Source organism: Nocardia sp. NPDC006044 (assembly GCF_042871115.1).
In the GTDB taxonomy this organism is placed as follows: domain Bacteria; phylum Actinomycetota; class Actinomycetes; order Mycobacteriales; family Mycobacteriaceae; genus Nocardia.
Genome location: NZ_JBIAID010000001.1, coordinates 298,391 through 322,976, shown reverse-complemented (window position 1 = coordinate 322,976; position 24,586 = coordinate 298,391). Strand labels below are relative to the sequence as shown.

The following is a 24,586-nucleotide window of genomic DNA, read 5'->3' as shown; positions in this document are numbered from 1 at the left end:
TATGCGACATCCTTTTACCCGAGGGCGACACCGCCTAGGTGTTCCGACTAGGCGAACCGGCATCAAGCCCGGTAACGGGCCAGTTCGTGGCCCAGACAATCGGCGAATCCCTTGTTCCCCGGCACAACACTGGATACGCTGCGGCACCGGGAAGACGTGTCGCCCCGGCGCGGCGGAGGGAGTTGCTGATGGCGGTGATGGGGAGAGCCGCACTGCTCCGCGGGTATCGCGAACTGGCCGAGGAGCTAGGCGGCGACGGCGCGGCGTTGTTGCGCCGATTCGGGATCGCGCCCGAGGCACTGGACTCCGACGACGCGGTCGTGACTGCCGATTCCATGGGGTGGGCGCTGGAGGTCGCGGCCACCGAATTGGCTTGTCCCGACTTCGGCCTGCGCTTGGCCGCTCGCCAATCCCCGGAGGTCCTCGGCCCACTCGCGGTTGCCGCGCACAATGCCGCGACGGTCGGCGAAGCGGTGCTCTGCGTCCAAGGTATCTGCCGATTCACCATGGCGGACTGTCGATTCAGCTCCGTCCCGACCCCGAGCAGCAGCCGGGCGTGATCGCGCTGCACTATCGCGACCTGGCCGAGGCGACGCCGTTCAGCCAGGGCATCGACCACGGCGTCGGACTGTTGCACCTATTCGTGCGGCGTGGTGTCGGCGGCGATTACGGGCTGCGCTCGATCCACGTACCACATCCACCGCGCGCACCGAGCCGTCGCTATACCGAATTCTTCGGTGCCGATGTGCGATTCGACATGCCGACGACCATCTTCCGCTTCCCGGCCGAGTTGCTCGCGCAGCCGATGATCGAGAGCAACCCGCTGGTGCACAAGCTCGCGCTGGACTTCCTCGAGCGCAACTTCACCCACCTCGACCGGACCATGACCGCTCGCGTTCGCCTCGCCGTCGACCGCGCCCTGGTCGAATCCAGCGCCGACATCGGCACCGTGGCGCGCATGCTCACCGTCGGCGAACGCAGCCTGCAGCGGGCCCTGGCCGCGGAAGGAACCACGTTCACCGCCATCCTCGACACCGCCCGCCGCGACATCGCGTACCGCCTGCTGTGCGAGACCGATATCTCGGTCGGCCGGATCACCACCCTGGTCGGCCTGCGTGAGCAATCCGCACTCACCCGGGTCGTGCGCCGCTGGTACGGTGCCACGCCGCAGCAGATCCGCACCGAGGCCCGTCGGCGTCTCAGTGACCGAGCCGGTACCGAAAGCCCTTGGCCACTGAGCAATTCATCGGCAGACGCCCGGTCCGGCTGATCAGCGCGGGAGTACCCCGAGATTCAGCAGGGCCTCGGCGAATCACGCTGTGGCTCAACCACCGAGCACTGACCGGTGCGCGGGTAAGACGGCCTCATGACGCTGTTCCACCAGGGCTCCAGGCGGCTCGGTTCAGGCCAGCGCACCACCGCGTCTTCCGGATCGGTAGTAATTGCGTTGCGCCGGTGGACCATCCGAGTGGGCGCATCGCGATTCGGACGGTTGGCGAGGTCAGGCGTGGTCACGAAATCTCCGATCTTCAACTATGCGCGAGCGTCGAGCCGGTACAGGGCGGCCAGGATCGCTATGGCCGCGAGCGCCGGCAAAGCCACCAGCACTGACGGGGGCGCCCCGGCCGCGGCGAGAACGACCAAACTGCTGAGCAAGACCAGAACGTAGTGATGTGTGTGCAACAGGGCCATCGGTTTCCTTGGTCTCGGCGCGACGTCGGGGGTCGGTGGCGGGACGATCCGGTGGACGCGACGTGGCAACGGCGCGCAGGTACGGGTGAACACGGTCGGCTTCGGGTCCGCGACCGCGGTCGACGGCGGTGAACACCACCGGCCGGCCGGGTTCGAGGGCTTTGAACCAGGCCACCACGCCGTGGCGCCAGCGCGTGTGCTCGGCGAACGGGGCGGCGGGATCAACAGGCGAAGGGATAGTGGTCATCGGGTATCGGAATGATCAGGGATTGTTCGATTCGGTCGACGGGGATCGGCGCCATGGTCGACCTCCCGGGTCGGGGCGGGGTGGGCTCGGCTACCGAGCCCACCCCGCACACTGGAAGAGTGACGTGACAATCGATAGATTCCGCGTCGGCGGCGATATAGCCCGGCTGTGCCACAGGAGTGGCGGTTACGGGTTGCTCGACCGCACGATGGTGCCGGGCGTATCGGCATCACCGCCGGCGCGTTTCATTCCACTGAATCGGATACGGGCATCACCTCGCTTCTACCTGGGATGGATTCAACTGTCCGGTTGCCGCGGCAGCGCGCCGGAGGTCCGCGCTGAGTAGCCCGCCGGGTACCGGGTCGCCCGCCGCGTAACCGCTGGTAGTAGATTTTCGCAGTCATGACGCCGCCTCCTGAACAGAAGCGCCACTCCGGGCGGGGTCAGGCGTTGATCGCCTGCCGATTGCCGTTGCGGTGTCCGATTTCGATCTTGCGTGGCTTGGCCTTCTCGGCGACCGGAATCGCCAGGCGCAACACACCGTCGGTGTAGTCGGCGCGAATGTGGTCGGTATCGAGCCCCTCGCCCAGGAACAGCTGGCGGCTGAACACTCCGCGCGGACGTTCCGCGGCGATCATCGATCGACCCGAATCCAGTTCCGGGCGAGTGGCTTTCACGGTCACCACATTGCGTTCGATGTCCAGATCCAGCGATGCCGGATCGATACCGGGCAGGTCGAGTTCCACCAGGAACTGATCGCCGTCACGCCAGGCATCCATAGGCATCGTCGCGGGCCGCGCCGCAGTGCCGAACACCTGCTGCGTCAGACGGTCCAGATCACGGAACGGATCGGTACGCATCAGCATGGTCGTCACCTCCAACACACTCCATTCTCTCGTTGTCGAACCAGATAATCTGCGCCATCCGGTATAGATATTTTTTAGCACTCTTCACTCGCGGGTGCAAGCATCCGAATCGGCGATTTTCCGCCGCGTGCCCGGCGAGGTCCGCCCGCGCGGTTCCAGCCGATCAGTCGCCCTCACCCCCGACGACCGGCCCTGGCACAGTAGGCCACTACGACCCGAACGAGGAGGATCCGACGATGAGTGGACGTACCCCCAGTAAGTGGGAGCAGCTCACCGCCGCCGACCCCGCGCATTCGACGTTCTACGTTGAGCGTTTCCGAGCGCTGGCAGCCGACGGCACGGACATTTTCGGGGAGGCACGGCTGGTCGACGCGATGCTCGAGCGCGGAAGCCGGGTCCTCGACGCGGGGTGCGGTCCGGGCCGTGTGGGTGGCTACCTGCACCGGGTCGGCCATGTCGTGGTCGGGGTCGACGTCGATCCGGTGTTGATCGCCGCAGCCGAGCAGGACTACCCGGGTCCGACCTGGATCGTCGGTGATCTCGCCGAGCTGGACCTGCCGAGCCGCGGTATCACCGCCGGCTTCGAGGTGATCGTATGCGCGGGCAACGTCATGACCTTCGTGGCGCCCACCACCCGGCAGGCGGTGCTCGCCGGGTTCACCCGCCACCTCGCCCCGGCCGGTCGCGTGGTGATCGGGTTCGGCGCCGACCGTGGTTACGAATTCCCGCAGTTCCTGAGCGACGCCGCGGCGGCCGGACTCACGGTGGATTCCCGGCATTCGACGTGGGACCTGCGCCCGTTCACCGACGAGTCCGACTTCCTGGTGGCCGTGTTCTCCCGCGGCGAAGGCGGGCCGGCGACTCGGGACCCGGCATCGTCGGACGACCGCTATTCGTAGGCGGGGTAACCCTGCGCGCTCAGCAGTCGCGCGAGATGAGCGGCGTTGCGCGCCATGGCCTTTGTCGCCGATACGATCCGGTCCGGCACCGGATCGAGGTCTCGGTAATCGGTGCCGCCCATCGCTTCCCCATTCCAGTAGGTACACCCTTGGGCGGGAACGGAAAAGCCGATGTCGTTGAGGGCCTGGAACAAGTCGCCGACGATCTTGTGTGCCCCGTCCTCGTTACCGACCACCGCGGCGATACCGACCTTGCCGACCATGGAGGGGCGTCCCGCGTCATCGGTCTCGGACAATTCCGCGTCCAGGCGTTCGAGCACCCGCTGGGCCACCGACGACATGTGCCCGACCCACGTCGGGGTCGAGACGAGCAGAATATCGGCGGAGAGAATGCGTTCCCGGATGGCGGGCCACTGGTCGCCCGAACCTTCATCCGTGCTGACACCAGCGTGCACGTCGTAATCCACCACGCGCACGACCTCCCCCTTGATATCGCTCTCGGCCAGCGCGTCCAGCGCATGCCGGGCGATGAGGTCGCTACTGGATTCCGCGGGCGACTTCTGCAACGTGCATACCAGCGCGAGTGCGGTCGGATTACTCATGGGATTCGGCCTCCTGAATGTAATGGTGAGTGACGTGCGCTGATCAGAGAATCGGGCGACCGCCGGTGACAGCGATCCGCGCGCCGGAGATGTAGCTGCCGTCGTCGGCGGCCAGCAGAACGTAGGCGGGGGCGAGTTCCGCGGGCTGGCCCGCTCGCCCGAGCGGTGTGTCATCGCCGAACTGGCGCACCTTCTCCCCCGGCATCGTCGAGGGAATCAGCGGCGTCCAGATCGGTCCGGGCGCGACACTGTTGACCCGAATTCCCTTCTCGCCCAACAGCTGAGCCAGACTTGCCGAGAAGTTGGCGATCGCCGCCTTGGTGGCCGCGTACGGCGCCAAGGTCGGCGAGGGCATATCCGAATTCACCGACGAGCTACCGATGATCGACGCACCGGGTCCCATATGCGGCAGCGCCGCCTTGACCAGGTAGAAATAGGCCCCGACATTGACCTTGAACGTGTAATCGAATTCTTCGTCGGAGATTTCCTCGATCGTGTCATGCGTCATCTGGTAAGCCGCGTTGCTGACCAAGACATCGATGCGGCCGAATTCCGCCGCGGCGCGGGCGACCACCGCCCGGCAGTGGCTGGGATCGGAGATATCGCCGGCCACCAGTACGGCCTTGCGCCCGGCTTGTTCCACGAGCTCGGCGACCTGCTCGGCGTCCTCGTCCTCGTTGAGGTAGGAGATCAGCACGTCGGCGCCTTCCCGCGCGAACGCGATGGCGACCGCACGTCCGATGCCGCTGTCGGCGCCGGTGATCACCGCCGCCTTACCGGTCAATTTTCCGCTGCCCCCGGTAGCTGGTCTCGCCGCAATCCGGTTGCGGCGACATCCGCGCCTGCACGCCCGGAACCTCTTGCTGCTGTTCGGGAAATCCCATGATCAACACCTCCTGCGAGCCGACAACTCCTGGCCCTCGGCGCCTACCCGGTGATCGTCGTCCCAACCAGGTGGCGTCCGGGCGGCCTGAGTGTCGCCGTGCTCGGCGTCGGTACCGGGATGCCGTGACCACGGCTAATTCGGTCGCTCGCCGTCCCGGCGAAACCCGAACGCGTCAGGCGCGGACTGTGGAGCGGGCCCGGATCCGGTTGAGGGTGAGCCGCCACAGGGCGGTGGCGATCTCGATCGGGATCTTCGGGTTGGCGGCGCGCTGGAGCATTTCGCGCCGCGCCATTTTCAGCACAGCGGCCGAGGCTTTGTCGGGGTGTCCGCTGTCGAAGGGTGGCCTGGGGTCGTATTCCAAGGCGAGCTGGACCACTTCGGCGTACTCGGTGCCGGCCAGTTCGGCGACCAGCCACAGACCCAGATCAATTCCGGCCGACACTCCCGCGGCGGTGACGATTTTGCCGCTGCGCACGATGCGCTCGTGCGGCCGGGATTCGGCGCCGAAGGTCGCCAGCGCGGGTTGGGCTATCCAGTGGGTGGTCGCCGGGTGCCCGCGCAGGATGTCGGCAGCGCCCAGGACCAGCGCGCCGCTGCACACCGAGGCGGTCCAGCGAGTTCCGGGGTGGACCGTGCGCAACCAGTCGATGAGTTCCTTGTCGGCCATCGCGGCGGTGGTCGAGGCTTCGGAGCCCGGGACCAGCACCAGATCGGGTGCGGGTGTCTCGGTGAAGGTGTGGGTCGCACCGAGGGCCAGCACGCCGCTGTCGGATACCACCGGGCCGACGGTGTTGGAAACGAATCGCAGTTCGCTGTCGGGCAGTGCGCGTAACGGTTCGTATGGGCCCACCGCGTCGAGCACGGTCATACCGGGATAGAGGACTATGGCGATCTGGAACAGCATGGGTGACCTTACTTTTCGTGTATGGGTTTCGGACGTTGACCGGTGACCAGGCCGGGTCGAGCACGCCGTCGACTGCCACACCCCAGCGAACCAGCAAGGCGTACAAGGAGTCCGGGGTGAAGGCTGCCCGGCGGATGTTGGTGTGGCCGCGAATCATCCGGCCTGCCGGGTGCCGACCGGTGCACCGGTCAGCCCACCGTTTGCGGAGTGCGATGCCCGGCGTCCTGCGGTGTGGACCACAGCGCGCTCGGTTCGTTGTCCACCTGCCGGCGCCGGGCACGGGAGGCGGTCAGCGCCCCCACCGCAGCGGCGGTCAGGGCGACCGCGCTGACGGTGAGCTTCGTCGACCCGCTGGTGCCGGGGGTCGACCAAGCCGCCAGCGAATCCCACGCATCCGCGGTGGCACCAGCCGCCAGGATCGCCGGAAGGATCGGGGAGTTCGCGCGCGCTGCCGCGATGACGGTCGCACCCATGTACACCTCGCGCGAACCGAGCATCTTATTCGCGATACGCAATGGCGCGTTGTCGGCCGACGAGCCGAACGACAAGGTGTTCAACAACTTCGGCGCGAACATGTAACCGATACCCAGCACTGCACGTGTCGCTCCCAGCGCCGTGGCGACAGTGGTGATACTTGGTTTCACGGATTTCCACCTTTACTCGAAGGTACGACCGAAACACCTTCCCGCGAAACCGAATTCGGGTGTTCCCGGAGGTGCGGCGAATCGCATCGGTTTGCGGATCCGCGTCGGCATCGCACATCCCATCTTGCGCAATCCGGACGGTTGGCGTCCAGGAGCAAACAATGGCAATTCGAGCCTGAAAGTTCGGCCGGAAACGCAATACCTGCCTCGTTGACGCCAGGTCGCGGTTTCCGCATGATGACATTCATGGCCGAATCTCGACGCGTCCAGCTGGTGATTTTCGAAGGCTTCCAGCTACTCGACCTCGCCGGACCGGCCGACGTCTTCAACGCCGCCACGATCCTGAGCGGGCAGCCGCTCTACACCGTCGAGACGCTCGCTCCGCGCGCCGGCCCGGTTCGCGCACTGAGCGGAGTCGAGGTGATCGCCACCGGACGGGTCGGCGATTCATCCGATCCGGCGGACACGTTGCTGGTCACCGGCGGGCTCGCGTTCGGGCCCGCCCTGCGCCGGCCGGACCTGATCGAGGGAATCAAGCAGGCCGCCTGGGGCGCTCGCCGGGTCGGCGCGGTCTGCGCCGGAGCGTTCCTGCTCGCCGAGGCGGGCTTGCTGCGTGAGCGCACGGTCACCACGCACTGGGCCGGCAGCACCGGCCTGACCGAGCGATACCCGGACCTGAACGTCGAGCCCGACCGCATCTACGTCCGAGACGGCAGATTCTGGACCTCGGCGGGAGTCACCGCAGGCATCGATCTCGCCCTCGCGCTCGTGACCGCCGACCACGGACCCGACCTCGCGCGGGAGATCTCCAGGTGGTTGGTGGTGTATCTGCAACGCCCAGGCGGGCAGAGCCAGTTCAGTGCACCCCCGGCCACCGCCGAACCGCGACTGGAACCCTTGCGCGACCTGCAACGCTGGATCGAACAGAACCTCACCGCGGACCTGTCACTGGAGGTTCTGGCCAAGCGCGCCGGAATGAGCACCCGGAACTTCTCCCGGGTGTTCGCTGCCGAATTCGGCACCACCCCCGCCCGCTACGTCGAACAAGCCAGACTCACGACGGCCCGGCGACTTCTGGAGACCACCGACCTACCCTTGGACCGAGTCGCGGCGGCCACCGGACTACGGCGACCCGAAACCCTCTACCGCACATTCCAGCGAATCCTGGGCGTAGCACCCGGGGAGTACCGGGAACGATTCGCACACCCGCGCACGCGGTAAGGCGTTCAGCCCGCGGCAGGAGCGGGTGCGAGGTTGTCGATGAGCAGTCCGAGGGCGAAGTCGAAACGCTGGTGGCCGGTGCCCGAGGTCAACTCGGTCACGTGCTTCCTGGTGTTCGGGAACGTGGCCTCGGGCAGAGCGCTGAACCGGGTCGCCAGTTCCTCGGGACTCGACACCCAGGTCTCGTCCTCGGCCTTTTGCCGCTGCCGGACCAGCGAGGTTTCCAGGGCGTAGCCGGCGACGTAGAGGGAGAGCGTGTCCATGCCCCAGGCCGCGGCCTGCGGTTCGATGCCCGCGGCGAGCAGGATCGAGAAGATTCCCTCCGCTACCCGCAGAGCCTCCAGATTCGTCGGCACCATCGCCAGCGCGGCCCGGGAGATACCCGGATACTTCAGATACTGATCGCGCAGTTGGCCGTACACGTCGCGGATCTGCTCGCGCCACCGCGCCGGATCGGGTGCCGGCAGCACGATCTGAGCACACAACCGGCCGACCAGCAGATCATCGATATCGGCCTTGTTGACGATGTGGGCATAAAGCGAAGACGGCCCCGTGCCCAGCACATTCGTCACGCTCCGAATAGTCAGCGCGTCATACCCCTGCTCGGCCACCACCTGCAACGCGGCATCGGTAATCCGCTCCACCGTTATAGGCGCCTTCCGCACCGCCACCGCCACCCCAGCATCGGCCTGGGCATGCCGCGCCGCCCGACGCCGCCTGGGATCACTCGCCATACCTCGCACTATAACGAGGCACGATCTAAGTTCGCACTCCAGAACTTAGATCGTGCCCTCGACTCATACGCCCGCCGTATCTACTGGTCGCGCAATGCCCAGCCACGGTGTCGACAAGCCGAGCACGCAAATCTGCCGGTGCGAAGCGGGTGCCACCGTCGGCTTCCGCCAGCGCCGCACGCAGGCAGGGTGCATGTCATGGTTCTAGAACATTGCCTACTACGAACAAGATTCGGCGATCTGGATGAAAAGCGGCCCACGACTGTCGCTCATCAGCAGATATCGAGTACCTGACACCGCCTGACCCGCGCGTGATGTCACAGATCCATTCCATCGCCTACATGTTATGGATCTGTCACATGGACAACCAGCCAGTCGGCCGATGCGACTTTCACTCAGGATGGCTGGGGTTCGCGGTGGCGGCTGGATTCGCGGAAGCGGGTGACCAGGTGGGCGGGGGCGGTGGCTGGGGAGCCGGCGTTGTAGGGCGGTTGGGGGTCGTATTCGGCCAGGAGTTGAATGGATTGGGCTACGTCTTCTCCGGCGATTTCGCCGGCGAGGGTGAGGGCCATGTCGATGCCGGCGGAGACGCCGGCGCCGGTGACGTATTTGCCGTCGTGGACTACGCGTTCGCTGACGGCGGTGGCGCCCAAGGAGGTCAGGGTGTCCAGGGCCAGCCAATGGGAGGTGGCGCGGCGGCCGGTGAGCAGTCCCGCGGCGGCGAGGATCAGCGAACCGGTGCATACCGACGTTGTCCACGTGCTGGTTTCGTCGACCGAGCGCAGCCACCGGTGCACCGGTCCGTCGGACATGTGCGCGGTCTGTCCGGGGCCGCCGGGCACGAGCACGATGTCGGGGTCGACCACCTCGGACAACTCGGCGTCGACGACCAACCGGAGGCTGCCCGCATCGTTGCGAACCGGCCCGGCGGACTCCCCGACGAAGACGACTTCGGCGCCGGGCAGGCGACTGAGCACGTCATAGGGCCCGACGGCATCCAGCGCGGTGAAACGATCGAACAGCAGGATCGCGATCTTCATGATTCTCCTAGTGACGGTACGAAACTCGGTTGGAAACGTCGCCGGTATTCGGCGGGCGCGACGCCGACCATTCGCAGGAATGCGCGCCGCATCGCCTCCGTCGTGCCGTACCCGCAGTCGTCGGCGATTTCCTCGATGCTGTGCTTGGTGTCCTCGAGCTGACGGCGCGCGGCCTCCACGCGAATTCGGTCGACGTAGCGCCCCGGCGGCATACCGACCTCGGCCGAGAACGCCCGGGTGAACTGCCGCGGTGACAAACTCGCCCGCTGCGCGAGCGCCTCGACGGACAGGTCGGAATTCGGATGCTCGGCGACCCACTGCTGCACCTCGCGCACGGGTTCGCGCTGCGCCATCTGCGTGGCGAGCTGAACGCTGAATTGGGCCTGGCCACCGGGCCGCCGCAGGAACACCACCAGGTGCCGCGCCACGGCCAGCGCGGTATCCCTGCCGAGATGGTCTTCCACGATGGCCAACGCGAGGTCGATCCCCGCGGTGACACCGGCGGAGGTCGAAATGGCACCGTCCTGAACGAAAATCGGCTCGGTCAGCACCTCGACCTCGGGGAAGCGCTCGGCCAGCGCGGCGCAATGCGCCCAGTGTGTGGTCACCCGGCGTCCCGCGAGCAGGCCCGCCTCGGCGAGCAGGAACGCACCCGTGCAGACCGAGACGGTCTGCCGCGCCCGTCCGGCGTTGTCCCGCACCCAGGCCACCAGCCGCGGGTCGTGCCGCCCACCGCCCAGTCCGCCGGGCACGAGCAGCACATCCGGATCCTCGACGCTGTCCAGATCGGTCTCTGGAACGATCTGCAAACCACTCGACGTGCGTACGGGTTGCCCGCCGAGGCTCGCCGTGGTGATCGTGTAGGCCGGTTCGAGTCCGAGCGAGCCCCGGGCAGTATTCGCCCCTGCGAACACCTCGAGCGCCCCCGTCACGTCGAGGCTTTGCACGCCTTCGAAGCAGACGATGAGCACCTTCCGAATGGCCATATCTCATCGTCGCCGCACCCCGATATGACCGCAAGGTCGAATACCCCACCTTTTAGGACATAGGCGAGAGCAACGGCACGACCAAAGACCGGTTCAGAAGATCGATCAGCGTGACTGCCAGTCGCGCAGTGCGCGCCGGACGAGTTCCGCCGCGGAACCCAGATAGCTCGCCGGATCGAGCAGATCCTCGATCCGATTGCGGTTCAAGTACTTTCCGATCGTCGGATCCGCGGCCAGCAGGTCAGCGAGATCGCCCGACGAGTCCCGCAGGCAGCACGCCGCGACCAGGTCGGTTGCCTCCTGCCTACCCACCGCTCCCCCTGCGACCGACGCCAGCTCGATGGCGACGTTCTCGGCGACGAGCAGCCCGCCCGTGCTTTCGAGATTGCCGCGCATACGAACCGGATCGACCTGAAGACGTTCCAGACTCACGCGCAACCAGTGCACCGCCGAACCGGTGGTGCGCAGCAGCTCGGTGAGCGGCTGCCACTCGGCATGCCACGCGCCGGCCGCGCGCTGGTGTTCGTGCGCGCCGGCGGCCAGCAGGGTGGCGACCAGACCGGGCGCCTGAGCGGCCGAACCGGCGGCCAGGACGGCGGCAACGGGGTTCTGCTTGTGCGGCATCGTCGAGGACCCGCCGCTGCCCGGCGGTCCCTGCTCGCGGACCTCCGCGATCTCCGTCTGCGCGAGCAGCGTGATATCGCGAGCGATCTTCGCGACCGCCGCACACGTCTGCCCGAGCACCCCGGCGAGCTCCGCGATCCGACTGCGCTCGGTATGCCAGGCCAGCGCGGGCTCGGCCAGGTCGAGCCGGCGGGCGAGCTCGCTCAGCACGGCAATTCCGTTGCCCCGCAACGCCGCCAGCGTCCCTACCGCACCACCGAACTGCACCGCCAGCCGTTCCCGGCGGATCAGATCGATGCGGTCCAGTGCCGCGGTCACCCCGCCGAGCCATCCGGCCGCGGTGAGCCCGAAGGTCACCGGCAGCGCCTGCTGGAGCAGGCTGCGCCCGGCCATCACCGTCCCCGCGTGTTCCTCGGCCAGCTGCGCCAGCCGCGTTGCGCAGACGTGCAGGTCGGTGCGCAACGCGGCCAGCGCCCGCGCGCTCAACAGCATCGCGGCGGTATCGATGACGTCCTGACTGGTCGCGCCCAGGTGCACATAGCCGGCGGCCTCGGGCGCGACCCGCGCGGTCAGCGCACGCACCAGCGGCCCGGCCGGATTGCCGATCCGCACCGCGTCGGCGCCCAGCGCGGCGATATCGTAAAGCTCTGCCCGGCAACACTTTTCGATTTCAACCGCAGCGTCTTCCGGAACTACACCCACCGCCGCCGAGGCAGCCGCGAGTGCCGACTCGAAATCGAGCATCGCCTGCACCCAGGCCCGATCGCCGACCGACTCGGCGACCGAACCCGCCGCGAACACCCCGTCGAACAGCCCGCCCGCAGCCATCAGCGAACCCCCCGATCACGCGTCGAAACGGCGACCGACCAGGACAGCGGCAGGCTCATGTGGCATCACGCTACGATCACCCACACCAGAAATCCAATAGATCTTTTGCGATCTGCGTATAGAGGAGATCTATGGGCGCCGAATTCGATCTGAACCTCATCCGTACCTTCGTCCTGCTCTACGAGACGCGGAGCGTGACGGCGGCGGCCGATGTCCTCGGCGTCACCCAGCCCACGGTCAGCTACGGCCTCGGCAAGCTGCGCCGGCGACTCGGCGACGAACTCTTCGTCCGCGGCCCCGGCGGGCTGGTGCCGAGCTCGGAGGCCGAGCGGCTCTACCCCCCGCTGCGCACGGCCATCGAGCAGCTCGACGTAACCATCGGCGCCGCAACCCAATTCGACGCCACCGGACCGGTCAGCTTCTCCATCGGCCTGTCCGACCTGGGCGAAGTCAATTCACTGCCGCTGATCCTCGCCGAGCTCGCCGTCCGCGCGCCCGCCGCGACCCTGCAGGTGCACGCGTTCGACATCGACACCGCGACCGACGAACTCACCCGCGGCCGGGTCGACGCGATCGTGGCCAGCCCGATCCTGGATTCGGTGCGACTCAACCGGATACCGCTGTTCACCGAGGGCTACGCGGGCATGGCCGCCGCCAACCACCCGCGGCTCAGCCCCGGCACACCCACCGAGGCCGAACTGCGGGCCGAACGCCTGATCGTCGTCGACGGAACCACCGGCCATCCCGCACCCCGGCGAGCCCTGCGCACCCACGGCCTGGAGGGCAACATCGCGGTCCGGGTCACCCGTTTCGCCACGCTGCCGTACGTGGTGCAGGACAGCGAACTCGTCGCCATCGTCCCGCTGCGCATCGCCCGCGCGCTGGCCCGCACACATCCCGTCCGCACCTTCGACTTGCCCTGGCCCATCGAACCGGCCGAGGTCGCCGCCTACACCCGCCGCACGCCGGGTCGCAGCGCCGCGCAGGCCTGGTTCCTCGACGTCATTCTCGCCGCGCTGCAGGACCTGCCCTGACGGCACGCATCACGATCAAAGTTCCCTAAGGGAACTCAAGTGGCTAGACTGGTCTCATGCAACGGACGAACTTCGGTGAGATGGCATGCTCGATCGCGCGCACCCTCGATGTCATCGGCGAGCCGTGGTCGCCGTTGATCCTGCGGGACGTGTGGGTCGGGTTCACCCGGTTCGAGCAGATCCAGGCCGATCTCGGCATCTCCCGCAAGGTGCTCACCGAGCGGCTGAACCATCTGGTCGAGCACGGCGTGCTGGAGCGGAAGGCCTATGACCAGCGGCCGCGATACGAATACGTGCTGACCGAGAAGGGCACCGAGCTGATCGACGTGCTCATGGTGATGGTCGGCTGGAGCGACAAGTGGCTCGCGGGCGCGGCGGGGCCGCCGGTGCTCTACCGCCATCACGCGTGCGGCGAGATCAGCCGGGTGGACCTGCGTTGCGTCCACTGTGGCGAGCCGATGCACGCGGGCGATATCGATGTGCTGCCCGGACCCGGCGCGGCGGTCCGATCAAGCTCCCTCTGACCGGCACAGCTGGTCCAACCGCCGGCACAGGTTGCGGACCGTTCGTTCGGTGAACACATCTCTCAGTTCGACTGTCACGCCGATGGATTCCGCTATGCGGCGCGCGAGACGGACCACGAGCAGCGAGTGTCCGCCAAGATCGAAGAACGAGTCGTCGATACCGACCCGCTCGACCCCGAGCACGTCGGCGAACACGCCACACAACCGCTCCTCCCGAGGAGTCCGCGGCGCGCGATAGGCACCGCCGGTAAAGACCGGAGCAGGCAGGGCTTTCCGGTCGATCTTGCCGGTCGGACCCAACGGCAACGCGTCGAGGACCATCAGCGCGGCGGGCACCATGTACTCCGGCAGACGGCCGGATACGTATTCGCGCACCGTCGAAACATCCACTCCCGCATCGCGATCGGCCGGGACCACGTAACCCGCCAGCTGCTTACCGGTATGGCTGTCCCGAGCCACCACGACCGCCTTCGCCACCGAGGGATGCGCGGTCAGCGCCGACTCGACCTCACCCGGCTCGATGCGGAATCCGCGCACCTTCACCTGGTCGTCGGCGCGGCCGGCGAAGTTCAACTGCCCGTCGGCATTCCAGCGCACCAGGTCTCCGGTGCGGTACAACCGCCCACCCGGTTCCGCCGCGAAGGGATCGGCGACGAATCGCGCGGCGGTGAGCCCGCCGCGACCGAGGTACCCGCGCGCCAAACCGGCACCGGCCACGTACAACTCGCCCACCACGCCCGTCGGCACCGCGCGCAGAGCCCGGTCGAGCACGAACACTCTCGTATTGTCGACCGGCTCGCCGATGGGCACCGTGACCGCATCGACGCCGCCGGCCGCTGCCCAGGTGCTGTCCGCGCTCACTTCGGACGATCCGTAGAAGTTCAGTAAACGGCTGTCGGGCAACAGCTTCGAGAACAACTCGGCGACCGGCCTCGGCAACGGCTCGCCGCTGCTGACCCACACCGCACAGCCGGCCGCACGGCCGATTCGGTCATCCGCCAGCATCGCCGACAGCAGGCTCGGTACCAGCACGATCCGCCGGACCTCGTGCCGCTCGATCAGGGTGATCAATTCGGCGACGTTGCGGACCTGCTCACCATCGGCGACGACCACGGTCCCGCCGTTGGTCAGGGGGCCGGCGATCTCGAACAAGGAGTCCAGAAAACTCGATGATGTTTTGGCGCAGACGGTCTCGCCCGGCGTCCACGGAAACATCCGGCGGTACCAGGCCAGACGATTCGCCAGGCCGGCGTGCGTACCGACAACGCCCTTCGGCGCACCGGTCGAACCCGACGTATAGACGATGTACGCCGCGTTACCCGGATCGGCAACGGGTACCGGCGCCTGCCCGGCATGGCGCCGCGCTGCCGACATAGCGGACGTGTCGAGCACGGTCACCGGCCGCGAATCCGTCATCATGTACTGGATCCGGGATTCGGGGTACTCCAGATCCACCGGTAGGTAAGCGGCTCCGGCCCCGAGCACACCCAGCACGGCGATCACCATCTCCGCCGAGCGCGGCAGGCACACTGCCACAACATCTTCGACACCGACGCCCTGCGCGATCAACCAGTACGCCAGCTGATCGACCCGGGCGGCGAGTTGGGCGTAGGTCAGCTCGACGGCGCCGCAGATGATCGCCGTCGCGTTCGGCGTCGCGGCAGCCTGCGCGGCGAACATCTCCGGCAGGGTCGCGGCCGGCACGGCGATCGTGGTGTCGTTCCATTCGTGCAGCAGTCGCCGCCGCTCGCCGGGTAGCAGTATCTCCAAGTCCGACAGCGGCATTGCCGGCTCCCTGACGACCGTGCCGAGCAGGCGCAGGAATCGATCGGTCAGCAACTCCACCGTGTGCCGATCGAACAGATCGGTCGAGTACTCCGCCGTGCCCGCGTAGCCCTTGTCCGGGCGCAACTCTGTCAACGCGAAGAACAGGTCGAACTTGGCGGTTCCCGTGCCGGCCCGCATCGGCGCGGCATCGACGCCCGGGAAGTCGAACTCGTGGGACACAGTGTTCTGCAACGAGAACATGACTTGGAACAACGGGTGATACGCGGTCGACCGCACCGGATTCAACAGCTCGATCAACCGCTCGAACGGCAGGTCCTGATTCTCGTAGGCGCGCAACGCCTTTCCGCGCACCTGATCGAGGACATCTTCGAATCGGAGGCCCGCGGCCAGCTCGACCCGCAGCACCCAGGTGTTCACGAAGAACCCCACCAGATCGACCAATGCCTCGTCGGTCCGTCCGGCGATCGGGCTGCCGATCGGGATGTCCGCTCCCGCACCGAGTTTGTGCAACAGGACGGCGAACGCCGATTGCAGGACCATCGACGCGGTCGCGCCCCTGCTCCGCGCCAGCCGCTCCACCGCCGAGCGCACCTCGGCGCCGACGGCGAATTCGAGCACCGCGCCGCGCGCACCGGCGACCTTCGGCCGAGGCCGGTCGAATGGCAACGTCAACTGCTCGGGAAGACCGGACAACTCCTTCGCCCAGTACTCGAACTGGAGCGACGACAGGCTCCCCGGATCCGCCGGGTCCCCCAGCAACTCCCGCTGCCACAACGCGTAATCCGCGTACTGGACCGGCAGTAACGGCCAATCAGGCTCCCGTCCAGCGCATCTGGCGGCGTATGCCGCAGAAAAGTCTCGTGCCAACGGCGCCAACGATCCGCCGTCCGATGCGATGTGGTGGAGCACGAGCACCAAGACGTATACATTCGAAGCTGCCCGGAACACGCTGGCCCGCAACGGAATCTCCGCCGACAGATCGAAGGGACGGCGCACTGCTCGCTCGACCGCGTCGTCGGCATCCACGATGTCCGTCACGGCCACCGGAATCTCGACCGCGTCCAGCACCCGCTGCACCGGCACGCCGTCCACCTCGGCGAAAACCGTCCGCAGGGCCTCGTGCCTGCGCACCACGTCACCCACCGCCGACACCAACGCCTCGACCTCGATCCGTCCGGTCAACCGCACCGCCAACGGCACGTTGTACGTCGCCGACGCACCCTCGAACCGGTCCAGGAACCACATCCGCTGCTGCGCGAACGACAACGGCACCGGCCCCGAACGAGAACGCCCGCCCAACACAGGCCGCAATGGCACCCCGGTGTCGAGGCGAACAGCCAACGAGGCCGGGGTCGGCGCATCGAATACCGTCAGGATCGGCACCTCGATCCCCATGACGGCACGGATTCGGCTGACCAGGCGCGTAACCACCAGCGAATGCCCACCCAGCTCGAAGAAGTCGTCATCGACGCCGACCCGGATCGCGCCAAGGACCTCCGCGAACAGCTCAGCCAGGATCTTCTCCTGTGCCGTCCCGGGCGCACGGCGGCCCGACCGGGGTTTGGGCTGTTCTGTTGTGGCGGTGGTCAATTGCTCCAGGGAAGGTACTGCGCCGATCACCATCGCCGGATCGGTCACCGCCTGTTCCAGTACCCGCACGAACCGCTCGGCGAACGAACGCACGGTGGATCGATCGAACAGGTCGGTCGAGTACTCGACCACACCCGCATAGCCACCCGCACCGGAATCCCGCTGCTCGAGCGCGAACAGCAGGTCGAACCGTGAGGTCCCGGTATCGACCGGCATCGCGTCAGCCCGGACGCCGGGCAGATCGAATTGGTGAAACGTGTTGTTCTGCACCGTGAACATGACCTGGAACAGGGGATGGTAAGCCGTCGATCGCACCGGGTTCAGCAACTCGATCAACCGCTCGAACGGCAGATCCTGGTTCGCGTAGGCGCGCAATGCCTTTCCACGTACCTGATCCAGCGCATCCTGGAACCGGACCTGACCCGACAGGTCCACCCGCAGCACCCAGGTGTTCACGAACAACCCCACCAGGTCCGCCGATGCCGCATCGGTCCGTCCGGCGATCGGTGTCCCGATCGCGAGGTCGTCGCCCGCGCCGAGTTCGTGCAACAAAACGGCGAAGACCGTCTGCAATACCATCGACGCGGTCGCGCCCCGGCTCCGCGCCAATCCATCTACCGCCGAACGCATTCCGGCATCGAGCGCGAACTCGACAACGTCACCGCGGAAGCTCGGCGTCTTCGGTCGCGGCCGATCGAACGGCAACACCAACGGTTCGGGAAGTCCTGCCAACTCGCGATGCCAGTACTCGAACTGCGCCGACGAAACACTGTTCGCGTCCGACGGGTCGCCGAGTAGATCCCGCTGCCATACGGCGTAGTCCGCGTACTGCACCGGCAAGGGCGGCAGATCGGGTTGCCGCCCGGCCCGCCTGGCCGCGTAAGCATTCGAGAGGTCCCGGATCAACGGGCCCAACGATCCCCCGTCCGCGGCGATATGGTGCACCACCAGTACGAAGACACAGTCGTCGGCACAGCGAAAAAGGCTGGCCCGCAACGGTATCTCCGCCGAGAGGTCGAACGGGTAACGGGCCGCGCGCCGAACCGCGTCATCCACGTCCGCCGCATCGACCTCGGACACAGTGACCGGCACATCCACAACATCCAGAAGCCGAGCCACCGGCACACCCTCCACCTCGGCGAAAACCGTCCGAAGCGGCTCGTGCCGATCCACCACATCCCCGACCGCCGACACCAGCGCCGCGACGTCCACCGGCCCGGTCAGCCGCACCGCCAGCGGCACGTTGTACGTCGCGGACCGCCGGTGTGCCCGATCCAGGAACCACATCCGCCGCTGCGCGAACGACAACGGGACACGCGCCGGATCGGTGCGCCGGGTCAGTGGCGGACGGGTCGGCAGGTTCGCGTCGAGCCGCTTCGCCAGCCGCGCCGGCGTCGGCGCGTCGAACACCGTCAGGATCGGCACCTCGATTCCCAGCACCACGCGAATCCGGCTGACCAGGCGGGTAACCGCCAGCGAGTGCCCGCCCAGCTCGAAGAAGTCGTCATCGGCGCCGACCCGCGCGACACCCAGGATTTCGGCGAACAGCTCGGTGAGCACCAACTCCGGTAGCGACACCGGCGCCCGATACCCGGCCCGAGCAGCGAACCGCGGCGCGGGCAGTGCACGCATATCCGACTTGCCGTTGGCCGTCAACGGAATCGCGTCGAGCACCACCGCCGCCGCGGGCACCATATACGACGGCAACACCTCGAGCAGATCGACGCGCAGGACGTCGGTATCGATCGCAAAATCCAGCGCCGCAACCAGATAGGCGACCAGCTGCTCACCCAGATGCTCGTCGGTATGAACCACCACGATCGCCTGCGCGACATAGTCCAGCGCGGCCAGCGCGGCTTCGATCTCGGCGGGCTCGATCCGCATGCCCCGCAGCTTCATCTGGAAGTCCGTGCGGCCCAGATAGTCCAGTTCGCCGGCCGCGGTCCATTTGACCCGGTCACCGGTCCGGTACATCCGTTCCCCCGGCGCGAACGGATCCGCCACGAACCGATCCGCGGTCAGCTCCGCGCGTCCCACATAGCCGCGCGCCAACTGCGCACCCGCCAAATACAACTCGCCCGGCACGCCCACCGGCGCCAACCCCAGCCCGGCATCCAGCACATAGGTCCGCGTGTTGAACACCGGCCGGCCGATCGGCACCGTCACCACATCGGCCGCGGTCACCTCGTGGTAGGTGACATCCACCGCCGCCTCTGTCGGGCCATACAGATTGTGCAACCGAGCCCCGGTCAGCTCCCGCAGTCGCTGGGCCGTACCGCCCGGCAGCGCCTCACCCGATGCGAAAACCGCGCGCAAGCAGCGACATTCGGCGGCCATGGGCTCGGCGACGAACACGGCGAGCATCGACGGTACGAAATGCACGGTAGTGACTCGTTCTTCGCCGATGATCTGCGCGAGATACCGCGGATCGCGGTGCCCGCCAGGCTTCGCGAGCACCAGGCGTGCGCCGATCTGCAACGGCCAGAACAACTCCCACACCGACACATCGAAGGTGATCGGAGTCTTCTGCAGAACGACGTCGTCGTGGCGCAGTCCGTACTCCGACTGCATCCAGACGAGGCGGTTCACGATCGCGCCATGAGAGATCGCGACGCCTTTGGGTCGTCCGGTGGAGCCGGAGGTGAACAGGACATACGCGGTATGTCCTGCCCGCAGTCGCCGGGTCCGGTCGGCGTCGGTGAGCGGGGCAGCGTCGAACGCCGCGAGGTCGAGTTCGTCGACGCGCACTTGCCGCGCAAACCCGGCCGGTGAGCCGGCGCCCGAGGTCAGCACGACAACCGGCCGCGCGGTGTCGAGGATGTAGTCGATGCGCCCTCGCGGTTGATCAGGATCGACCGGCACCCACCCGCCACCGGCCACCACCACCGCGTACACGCCGACCAGCAGATCGACGGAACGCGGTATCCCCACGCCTACCAGCGAATCCGGACCCACACCCAGCGAAATCAGATAGCGCGCCAGCCGATTCACCCGACCGGCGAACTCGGCGTAGGTCAGCGTGGTTCCCTCGAACGTCACAGCGGGCGCCCGCGGAGTCCGTGCCGCCTGCGCATCGAACAGCGATGCCAACGTCGCATTGCCATCCATCGCACGGACGGACTTGTCCCACGCCGCGACGAGCAACGCTCGCTCACCGGGATCGAGCAGCTCGACTTCGTCGACTGTCGTTGCCGGATCACGCACGACGGTTTCGAGTACGCGGATGAACCGCTCGATCAGCAACTCGACGGTGTGCTGGTCGAACAGATCTGTCGAGTACTCGACACGACCCGCGTAACCGTCCTCGCCGGAGTTCAGTTCCTCCAGCGCGAAGAACAGGTCGAACCTCGAAGTCCCCGTATCGACCTGCCTCGGGGCCGCATTCAGGAAGTCGAACTCGTGAAACATGTTGTTCTGCAACGCGAACATCACCTGGAACAACGGATGATGCGCGGTCGAGCGCACCGGATTCAGCAGCTCGATCAACCGCTCGAACGGCAGGTCCTGATTCTCGTAGGCGCGCAACGCTTTTCCCCGCACCTGGTCGAGCACATCGGTGAACCGGAGGCGCCGAGCCACATCCACCCGCAGCACCCAGGTATTCGCGAAGAAGCCCACCAGATCGGCTGTTGCCGCATCGGTCCGACCGGCGATCGGACTCCCGATCGAGATGTCTACTCCCGCACCGACCTTGTGCAGCAGAATGGCGAACGCGGACTGTAAGACCATCGAGGCCGTCGCAGTTCGACTCCGGGCCAGTCGCTGCACCGCCAACCTGAGCGCACCCCGGACGACGAACTCGACAACTGCGCCCCGTGAACTCGCGACCTTCGAGGGCGGCCGGTCGAACGGCAACATCAACCGCTCGGGCGCTCCTGCCAGCTCCGTCCGCCAGTATTCGAACTGCCGCGCCGACAGACTCCCGGCATCCGCCGCGTCTCCCAGCAGTTCTCGCTGCCAGACCGCATAGTCGGCGTACTGCACCGGCAACGCCGGCCAATCCGGTTCCCGCCCCGAACATCTGGCCGCATACGCCACCGACAGGTCCCGCGCGAACACGGGCAACGAGCCACCATCGGTCGCGATGTGATGCATCACCACCGCCAGCACGCGTTCATCGCCACCGCTGAACACGCTGACCCGCAACGGAATGTCGACCGACAGATCGAACCGGTATCGCGCGGCGGACCGCACCGCGGCATCGACATCCGCGACCTCGGCCGCCGCGACCGGCACCTCGACGTCCGCGATAGCGAGTACCCGCTGCACCGCGGCACCCTCGACCTCGGCGAACACTGTCCGAAGACTCTCGTGTCTACCCACCACATCCCGGAACGCCGCCTCGAGCGCATCGAGGTCGACGTCCGCGGACAACCGCACGGCCAACGGCACGTTGTAGGTCGCCGACGGCCCATGGAGCCGATACAGGAACCACATCCGCTCCTGAGCGAAGGACAGTGCAACCCGCTCCGGGCGGGTACGCGCGGTCAGCGCCGCACGCACGGGAGTCCCCGCATCGAGGCGAGTCGCCAGCAAAGCCGGTGTCGGCGTATCGAACACCGCCAGGATCGGCACCTCCACACCCATGACCACCCGGATGCGGCCGACCAGGCGCGTGGCCAGCAGAGAATGCCCGCCCAGCTCGAAGAAGTCATCATCGGCCCCGACCCGGCTGACGCCGAGGACTTCAGCGAACAGTTCGGCGAGCGCTCGCTCCGCCGGCGTCACCGGAGCCCGATATCCATTGGCGGAGAGGAGCTCCGGGGCAGGCAGCGCGCGGATGTCCAACTTGCCGTTGAGAGTCAGCGGGAACTCATCGATCACTACCACCGTCGGCACCATGTACTCGGGCAATCGATCCAGCAGATAGCGGCGCAGCGCTGCGGCCGACGACCGAGCACCCGGATTGCTCGCATACCTGGACGGAGCACGTAAAGGTTCGGCGGGCAGATAGACGTCGGTAAGCGGTCGTTCGGTGCCCCCGCGCACGAAAACAGCGTCCATACAGCCTTTTCGAGCCGACCACGTGACTGCCGTCGCGTAGCCGTGCTCGCGGCCGAGGAGGTACAACTCTTCGGGCAGCATCCCCGGCGAATTCATCGGCCGCCCACCGGTTACGCGGGCCGTGGATCGCAGGTCCCGACGAATTCCCTCGTGTGGAATTTCCGTGATGCGCAGCGGATGAACACCATTCGAGGCGATAAGTGAGCGCAGCGCGACCCGATCGGTAAACCCTGCACCCGGCACGTCACCCACCGACACCGCGTCCGTCGGCTCCTTGCGCAGCACGACGTCGTACCGATAGCAGGTCAGCTCATTGACTACGGTCCCGCGTTTCAATTGAATATCGGCAGAACCGATTTCGTCGATGCCTCGCACCAGAGCTGCGAAGTACTCGGGTGCCAGCAGCAGCTCTTCCTCGGCTTGCACGGCCGCCCGAGCCCGGGACCGGATGGACTCCGGATCGGCACCGCCATGCCTGGCCGCCTGCACCGCCGTCGAGAACTCCTCGAGCAGCGCCAGGTTACGAATATCGCCGAGAAAGATCGCCCCACCCGGCGCGAGCAACTCCAGCGCCTGGCCGATCACCCGGCGCAGATAGTTCTCGCTCGGAAAGTACTGGACCACCGAGTTCAGGATGATCGTGTCGAACCGGCTACGCGGTAGTCCCCGCGGATCGTCCGCCGCCCGGGTCTCCAGCATGATTCGTCCGGCAGCACTCCACCGCTGCCGGAGGTTCCGGATGGCCGCCGCGGAAAGGTCTGTGCCCCAGTATTCTTCGCAGTCCGGAGCGAGTTCCGATAGCAGCAGACCGGACCCGACGCCGATCTCCAGGACGCGTCGAGGACTCAGCTCCCGGATACGGGCAACGGTCACGTCCCGCCACTGCCGCATATCCTCGATCGGGATCGGCGCCCCGGTGTAGCTGTCATTCCACCCCGCGAAATCCGCATCCGGTTCGGCCGGGTCGCCCGAATACACTTCGTCGTAGAGCCGATGCCAGTGATCGACCATCTCGGCCTCACTGCCGCCGGAATCGACGGCCCGATCAACGGTGACATATCCGAGCAGCCGAGGACCACCCTCGATACCCTGCCGAGCGGTGACGACTGCGCGAGTCACCGCCGGATGCGCGGACAGCACCGCCTCCACTTCGCCCGGCTCCACCCGAATACCGCGAATCTTTACCTGAAAGTCCGTGCGGCCCAGGTACTCCAACTCGCCACCGGCGGTCCACCGCACCCGATCCCCGGTGCGATACATCCGCTCACCCCCCGCGAACGGATCCGCCACGAACCGTTCCGCCGTGAGATCCACCCGCCCGACATATCCCCGCGCCAACTGCACGCCGGCCAAGTACAGCTCGCCTACCTCGACCGGGTGCAACCGGTCATTCAATACATGAACCCGGGTATTGGATACCGGGACACCGATCGGCACCGACGTCGAATCCGCGGCGCCCACTTCGTGATAGGTGACGTCCACCGCCGCCTCGGTCGGACCGTACAGGTTGTGCAATCGTGCGCCCGTCGCGGAGATCAAGGACTGCGCAACCGCTCCCGGCAACGCCTCGCCTGACGCGAAAACATCACGGAGAGTCCGGCATTCACTCGCCTTGGGCTCCCCGACGAACACGGCAAACATCGACGGGACAAAGTGCGCGACCGTAACCCCCTCCCGCACAATCAGATCAGCCAAATATCTCGCGTCCCGATGCCCACCCGGCTCAGCCACCACGAGCCGAGCACCAACCTGCAACGGCCAGAACAACTCCCACACCGAGACATCGAATGTCACCGGAGTCTTCTGCAGCACCACATCCCCGACCCCCAACCGGTACTCCGCCTGCATCCACGACAACCGATTCACGATCGCCGCGTGCGGCACCGCCACCCCCTTCGGGCGACCGGTCGATCCGGACGTGAACATCACGTAGGCGATATTCGAATCCCGTACCACCCCCAACCGCTCCGCCGCGGACACCGGTTCCCCCGAGAAGCCCGACACATCGACCCGATCGATCTCGATGACTTCGACGCCCGACTCGAATCCCTCGCGGGATGTCGTCAACACACACGTCAGATCCGTCATCTCGACCACGTATCGCGTACGCCCACTTGGATGCTCAGGATCCAACGGCACAAACCCGCCCCCGGCCACCACCACCGCATACATGCCGACCAGCAGATCGACGGACCGCCCCATCCCCACGCCCACCAGCGAATCCGGTCCCACCCCCAGCGAAATCAAATAGCGAGCCAACCGATTCACCTGCCCGGCGAACTCGCCGTACGACAACGACGTCTCCGCGAACGTCACCGCCACCGCCTCCGGAGCCCGCGCCGCCATCGCCTCGAACAACACCCCCAGCGCCGCCCCGCCGTCGACATTCCGCGGTCCCCCGGTCAAAGCCCGCTCAGCAGGATCCGACATGCCGATTCCTTTCCTCCGCTGTCAGCTCGGAAGATCAGCGGGA

Annotated in this window: 14 protein-coding genes and 3 pseudogenes; 6 read left to right on the top strand and 11 right to left on the bottom strand. The window is 66.9% G+C overall.

Annotation, left to right across the window (positions count from 1 at the left end; genetic code table 11):
* Positions 1–188 precede the first annotated feature (188 nt).
* Positions 189–748 (top strand): annotated as a pseudogene (locus ACFYO1_RS01550) (AraC family transcriptional regulator ligand-binding domain-containing protein); the annotation flags it as partial.
* Between the two features lie 9 nt (positions 749–757).
* Positions 758–1,270, top strand: a complete 513-nt coding sequence (locus ACFYO1_RS01545; RefSeq protein WP_387231639.1) for a helix-turn-helix transcriptional regulator — start codon at positions 758–760, stop codon at positions 1,268–1,270.
* Positions 1,271–1,533: 263 nt separating this feature from the next.
* On the opposite strand, the gene ACFYO1_RS01540 is transcribed toward ACFYO1_RS01545, so the two are convergent.
* Together ACFYO1_RS01540 and ACFYO1_RS01535 are read right to left on the bottom strand one after the other, a co-directional pair.
* Positions 1,534–1,692 (bottom strand): hypothetical protein, encoded by a 159-nt coding sequence (locus tag ACFYO1_RS01540; protein ID WP_387226075.1) that lies wholly within the window; start codon positions 1,690–1,692, stop codon positions 1,534–1,536.
* Between the two features lie 690 nt (positions 1,693–2,382).
* Positions 2,383–2,805 carry an Hsp20/alpha crystallin family protein gene (locus tag ACFYO1_RS01535; protein WP_387226073.1) on the bottom strand — a complete coding sequence of 141 codons (423 nt, stop codon included), beginning with the start codon at positions 2,803–2,805 and terminating at the stop codon, positions 2,383–2,385.
* Between the two features lie 236 nt (positions 2,806–3,041).
* On the opposite strand from ACFYO1_RS01535, the gene ACFYO1_RS01530 reads away from it, so the two are divergent.
* Positions 3,042–3,704: a class I SAM-dependent methyltransferase gene (locus tag ACFYO1_RS01530; protein ID WP_387226072.1), complete on the top strand. Its 663-nt coding sequence runs from the start codon at positions 3,042–3,044 to the stop codon at positions 3,702–3,704.
* Here ACFYO1_RS01530 and ACFYO1_RS01525 read toward each other — a convergent pair.
* The 4 genes and pseudogenes from ACFYO1_RS01525 to ACFYO1_RS01510 form a co-directional block, all read right to left on the bottom strand.
* Positions 3,695–4,306, bottom strand: coding sequence for a flavodoxin family protein (locus tag ACFYO1_RS01525; protein WP_387226070.1), 612 nt, complete (start codon positions 4,304–4,306; stop codon positions 3,695–3,697). The genes ACFYO1_RS01530 and ACFYO1_RS01525 overlap by 10 nt on opposite strands.
* 43 nt (positions 4,307–4,349) lie before the next feature.
* Positions 4,350–5,190 (bottom strand): annotated as a pseudogene (locus ACFYO1_RS01520) (glucose 1-dehydrogenase).
* A gap of 174 nt (positions 5,191–5,364) precedes the next feature.
* Positions 5,365–6,096: a DJ-1/PfpI family protein gene (locus ACFYO1_RS01515; protein ID WP_387226068.1), complete on the bottom strand. Its 732-nt coding sequence runs from the start codon at positions 6,094–6,096 to the stop codon at positions 5,365–5,367.
* Between the two features lie 188 nt (positions 6,097–6,284).
* Positions 6,285–6,740 carry a hypothetical protein gene (locus ACFYO1_RS01510; RefSeq protein WP_387226066.1) on the bottom strand — a complete coding sequence of 152 codons (456 nt, stop codon included), beginning with the start codon at positions 6,738–6,740 and terminating at the stop codon, positions 6,285–6,287.
* A gap of 246 nt (positions 6,741–6,986) precedes the next feature.
* On the opposite strand from ACFYO1_RS01510, the gene ACFYO1_RS01505 reads away from it, so the two are divergent.
* Positions 6,987–7,961, top strand: a complete 975-nt coding sequence (locus ACFYO1_RS01505; RefSeq protein WP_387226064.1) for a GlxA family transcriptional regulator — start codon at positions 6,987–6,989, stop codon at positions 7,959–7,961.
* Between the two features lie 5 nt (positions 7,962–7,966).
* Here the strand turns inward: ACFYO1_RS01505 and ACFYO1_RS01500 are convergent, their stop codons facing one another.
* The 4 genes from ACFYO1_RS01500 to pcaB all read right to left on the bottom strand — a co-directional run bounded on the left by ACFYO1_RS01500 (position 7,967) and on the right by pcaB (position 12,173).
* Entirely contained in the window at positions 7,967–8,695 is a 729-nt protein-coding gene (locus tag ACFYO1_RS01500) for a TetR/AcrR family transcriptional regulator (RefSeq protein ID WP_387226062.1), read from the bottom strand.
* Positions 8,696–9,090: 395 nt separating this feature from the next.
* Positions 9,091–9,735, bottom strand: coding sequence for a DJ-1/PfpI family protein (locus ACFYO1_RS01495; protein WP_387226060.1), 645 nt, complete (start codon positions 9,733–9,735; stop codon positions 9,091–9,093).
* Entirely contained in the window at positions 9,732–10,721 is a 990-nt protein-coding gene (locus ACFYO1_RS01490) for a GlxA family transcriptional regulator (protein ID WP_387226059.1), read from the bottom strand. The genes ACFYO1_RS01495 and ACFYO1_RS01490 overlap by 4 nt, the downstream gene beginning before the upstream one ends.
* A gap of 105 nt (positions 10,722–10,826) precedes the next feature.
* Entirely contained in the window at positions 10,827–12,173 is a 1,347-nt protein-coding gene (gene pcaB, locus ACFYO1_RS01485; protein ID WP_387226057.1) for a 3-carboxy-cis,cis-muconate cycloisomerase, read from the bottom strand.
* A gap of 131 nt (positions 12,174–12,304) precedes the next feature.
* On the opposite strand from pcaB, the gene ACFYO1_RS01480 reads away from it, so the two are divergent.
* Together ACFYO1_RS01480 and ACFYO1_RS01475 are read left to right on the top strand one after the other, a co-directional pair.
* Positions 12,305–13,207, top strand: a complete 903-nt coding sequence (locus tag ACFYO1_RS01480; RefSeq protein WP_387226055.1) for a LysR family transcriptional regulator — start codon at positions 12,305–12,307, stop codon at positions 13,205–13,207.
* 56 nt (positions 13,208–13,263) lie between these two features.
* Positions 13,264–13,731, top strand: coding sequence for a winged helix-turn-helix transcriptional regulator (locus tag ACFYO1_RS01475; RefSeq protein WP_387226053.1), 468 nt, complete (start codon positions 13,264–13,266; stop codon positions 13,729–13,731).
* Here the strand turns inward: ACFYO1_RS01475 and ACFYO1_RS01470 are convergent.
* Positions 13,717–24,498: pseudogene (locus ACFYO1_RS01470) on the bottom strand (amino acid adenylation domain-containing protein); the annotation flags it as partial. The gene ACFYO1_RS01475 and the pseudogene ACFYO1_RS01470 sit on opposite strands and share 15 nt — an antisense overlap.
* Between the last annotated feature and the right edge of the window lie 88 nt (positions 24,499–24,586).

Excerpts from the sequence above, each read along its gene's own strand:
- ACFYO1_RS01475 (WP_387226053.1), top strand. The coding sequence starts at position 13,264 with ATGCAACGGACGAACTTCGGTGAGATGGCATGCTCGATCGCGCGCACC.
- ACFYO1_RS01500 (WP_387226062.1), bottom strand. The coding sequence starts at position 8,695 with ATGGCGAGTGATCCCAGGCGGCGTCGGGCGGCGCGGCATGCCCAGGCC.
- ACFYO1_RS01540 (WP_387226075.1), bottom strand. The coding sequence starts at position 1,692 with ATGGCCCTGTTGCACACACATCACTACGTTCTGGTCTTGCTCAGCAGT.
- ACFYO1_RS01530 (WP_387226072.1), top strand. The coding sequence starts at position 3,042 with ATGAGTGGACGTACCCCCAGTAAGTGGGAGCAGCTCACCGCCGCCGAC.
- ACFYO1_RS01495 (WP_387226060.1), bottom strand. The coding sequence starts at position 9,735 with ATGAAGATCGCGATCCTGCTGTTCGATCGTTTCACCGCGCTGGATGCC.
- ACFYO1_RS01505 (WP_387226064.1), top strand. The coding sequence starts at position 6,987 with ATGGCCGAATCTCGACGCGTCCAGCTGGTGATTTTCGAAGGCTTCCAG.
- ACFYO1_RS01490 (WP_387226059.1), bottom strand. The coding sequence starts at position 10,721 with ATGGCCATTCGGAAGGTGCTCATCGTCTGCTTCGAAGGCGTGCAAAGC.
- ACFYO1_RS01480 (WP_387226055.1), top strand. The coding sequence starts at position 12,305 with ATGGGCGCCGAATTCGATCTGAACCTCATCCGTACCTTCGTCCTGCTC.
- ACFYO1_RS01525 (WP_387226070.1), bottom strand. The coding sequence starts at position 4,306 with ATGAGTAATCCGACCGCACTCGCGCTGGTATGCACGTTGCAGAAGTCG.
- ACFYO1_RS01515 (WP_387226068.1), bottom strand. The coding sequence starts at position 6,096 with ATGCTGTTCCAGATCGCCATAGTCCTCTATCCCGGTATGACCGTGCTC.
- ACFYO1_RS01535 (WP_387226073.1), bottom strand. The coding sequence starts at position 2,805 with ATGCTGATGCGTACCGATCCGTTCCGTGATCTGGACCGTCTGACGCAG.
- pcaB (WP_387226057.1), bottom strand. The coding sequence starts at position 12,173 with ATGGCTGCGGGCGGGCTGTTCGACGGGGTGTTCGCGGCGGGTTCGGTC.
- ACFYO1_RS01545 (WP_387231639.1), top strand. The coding sequence starts at position 758 with ATGCCGACGACCATCTTCCGCTTCCCGGCCGAGTTGCTCGCGCAGCCG.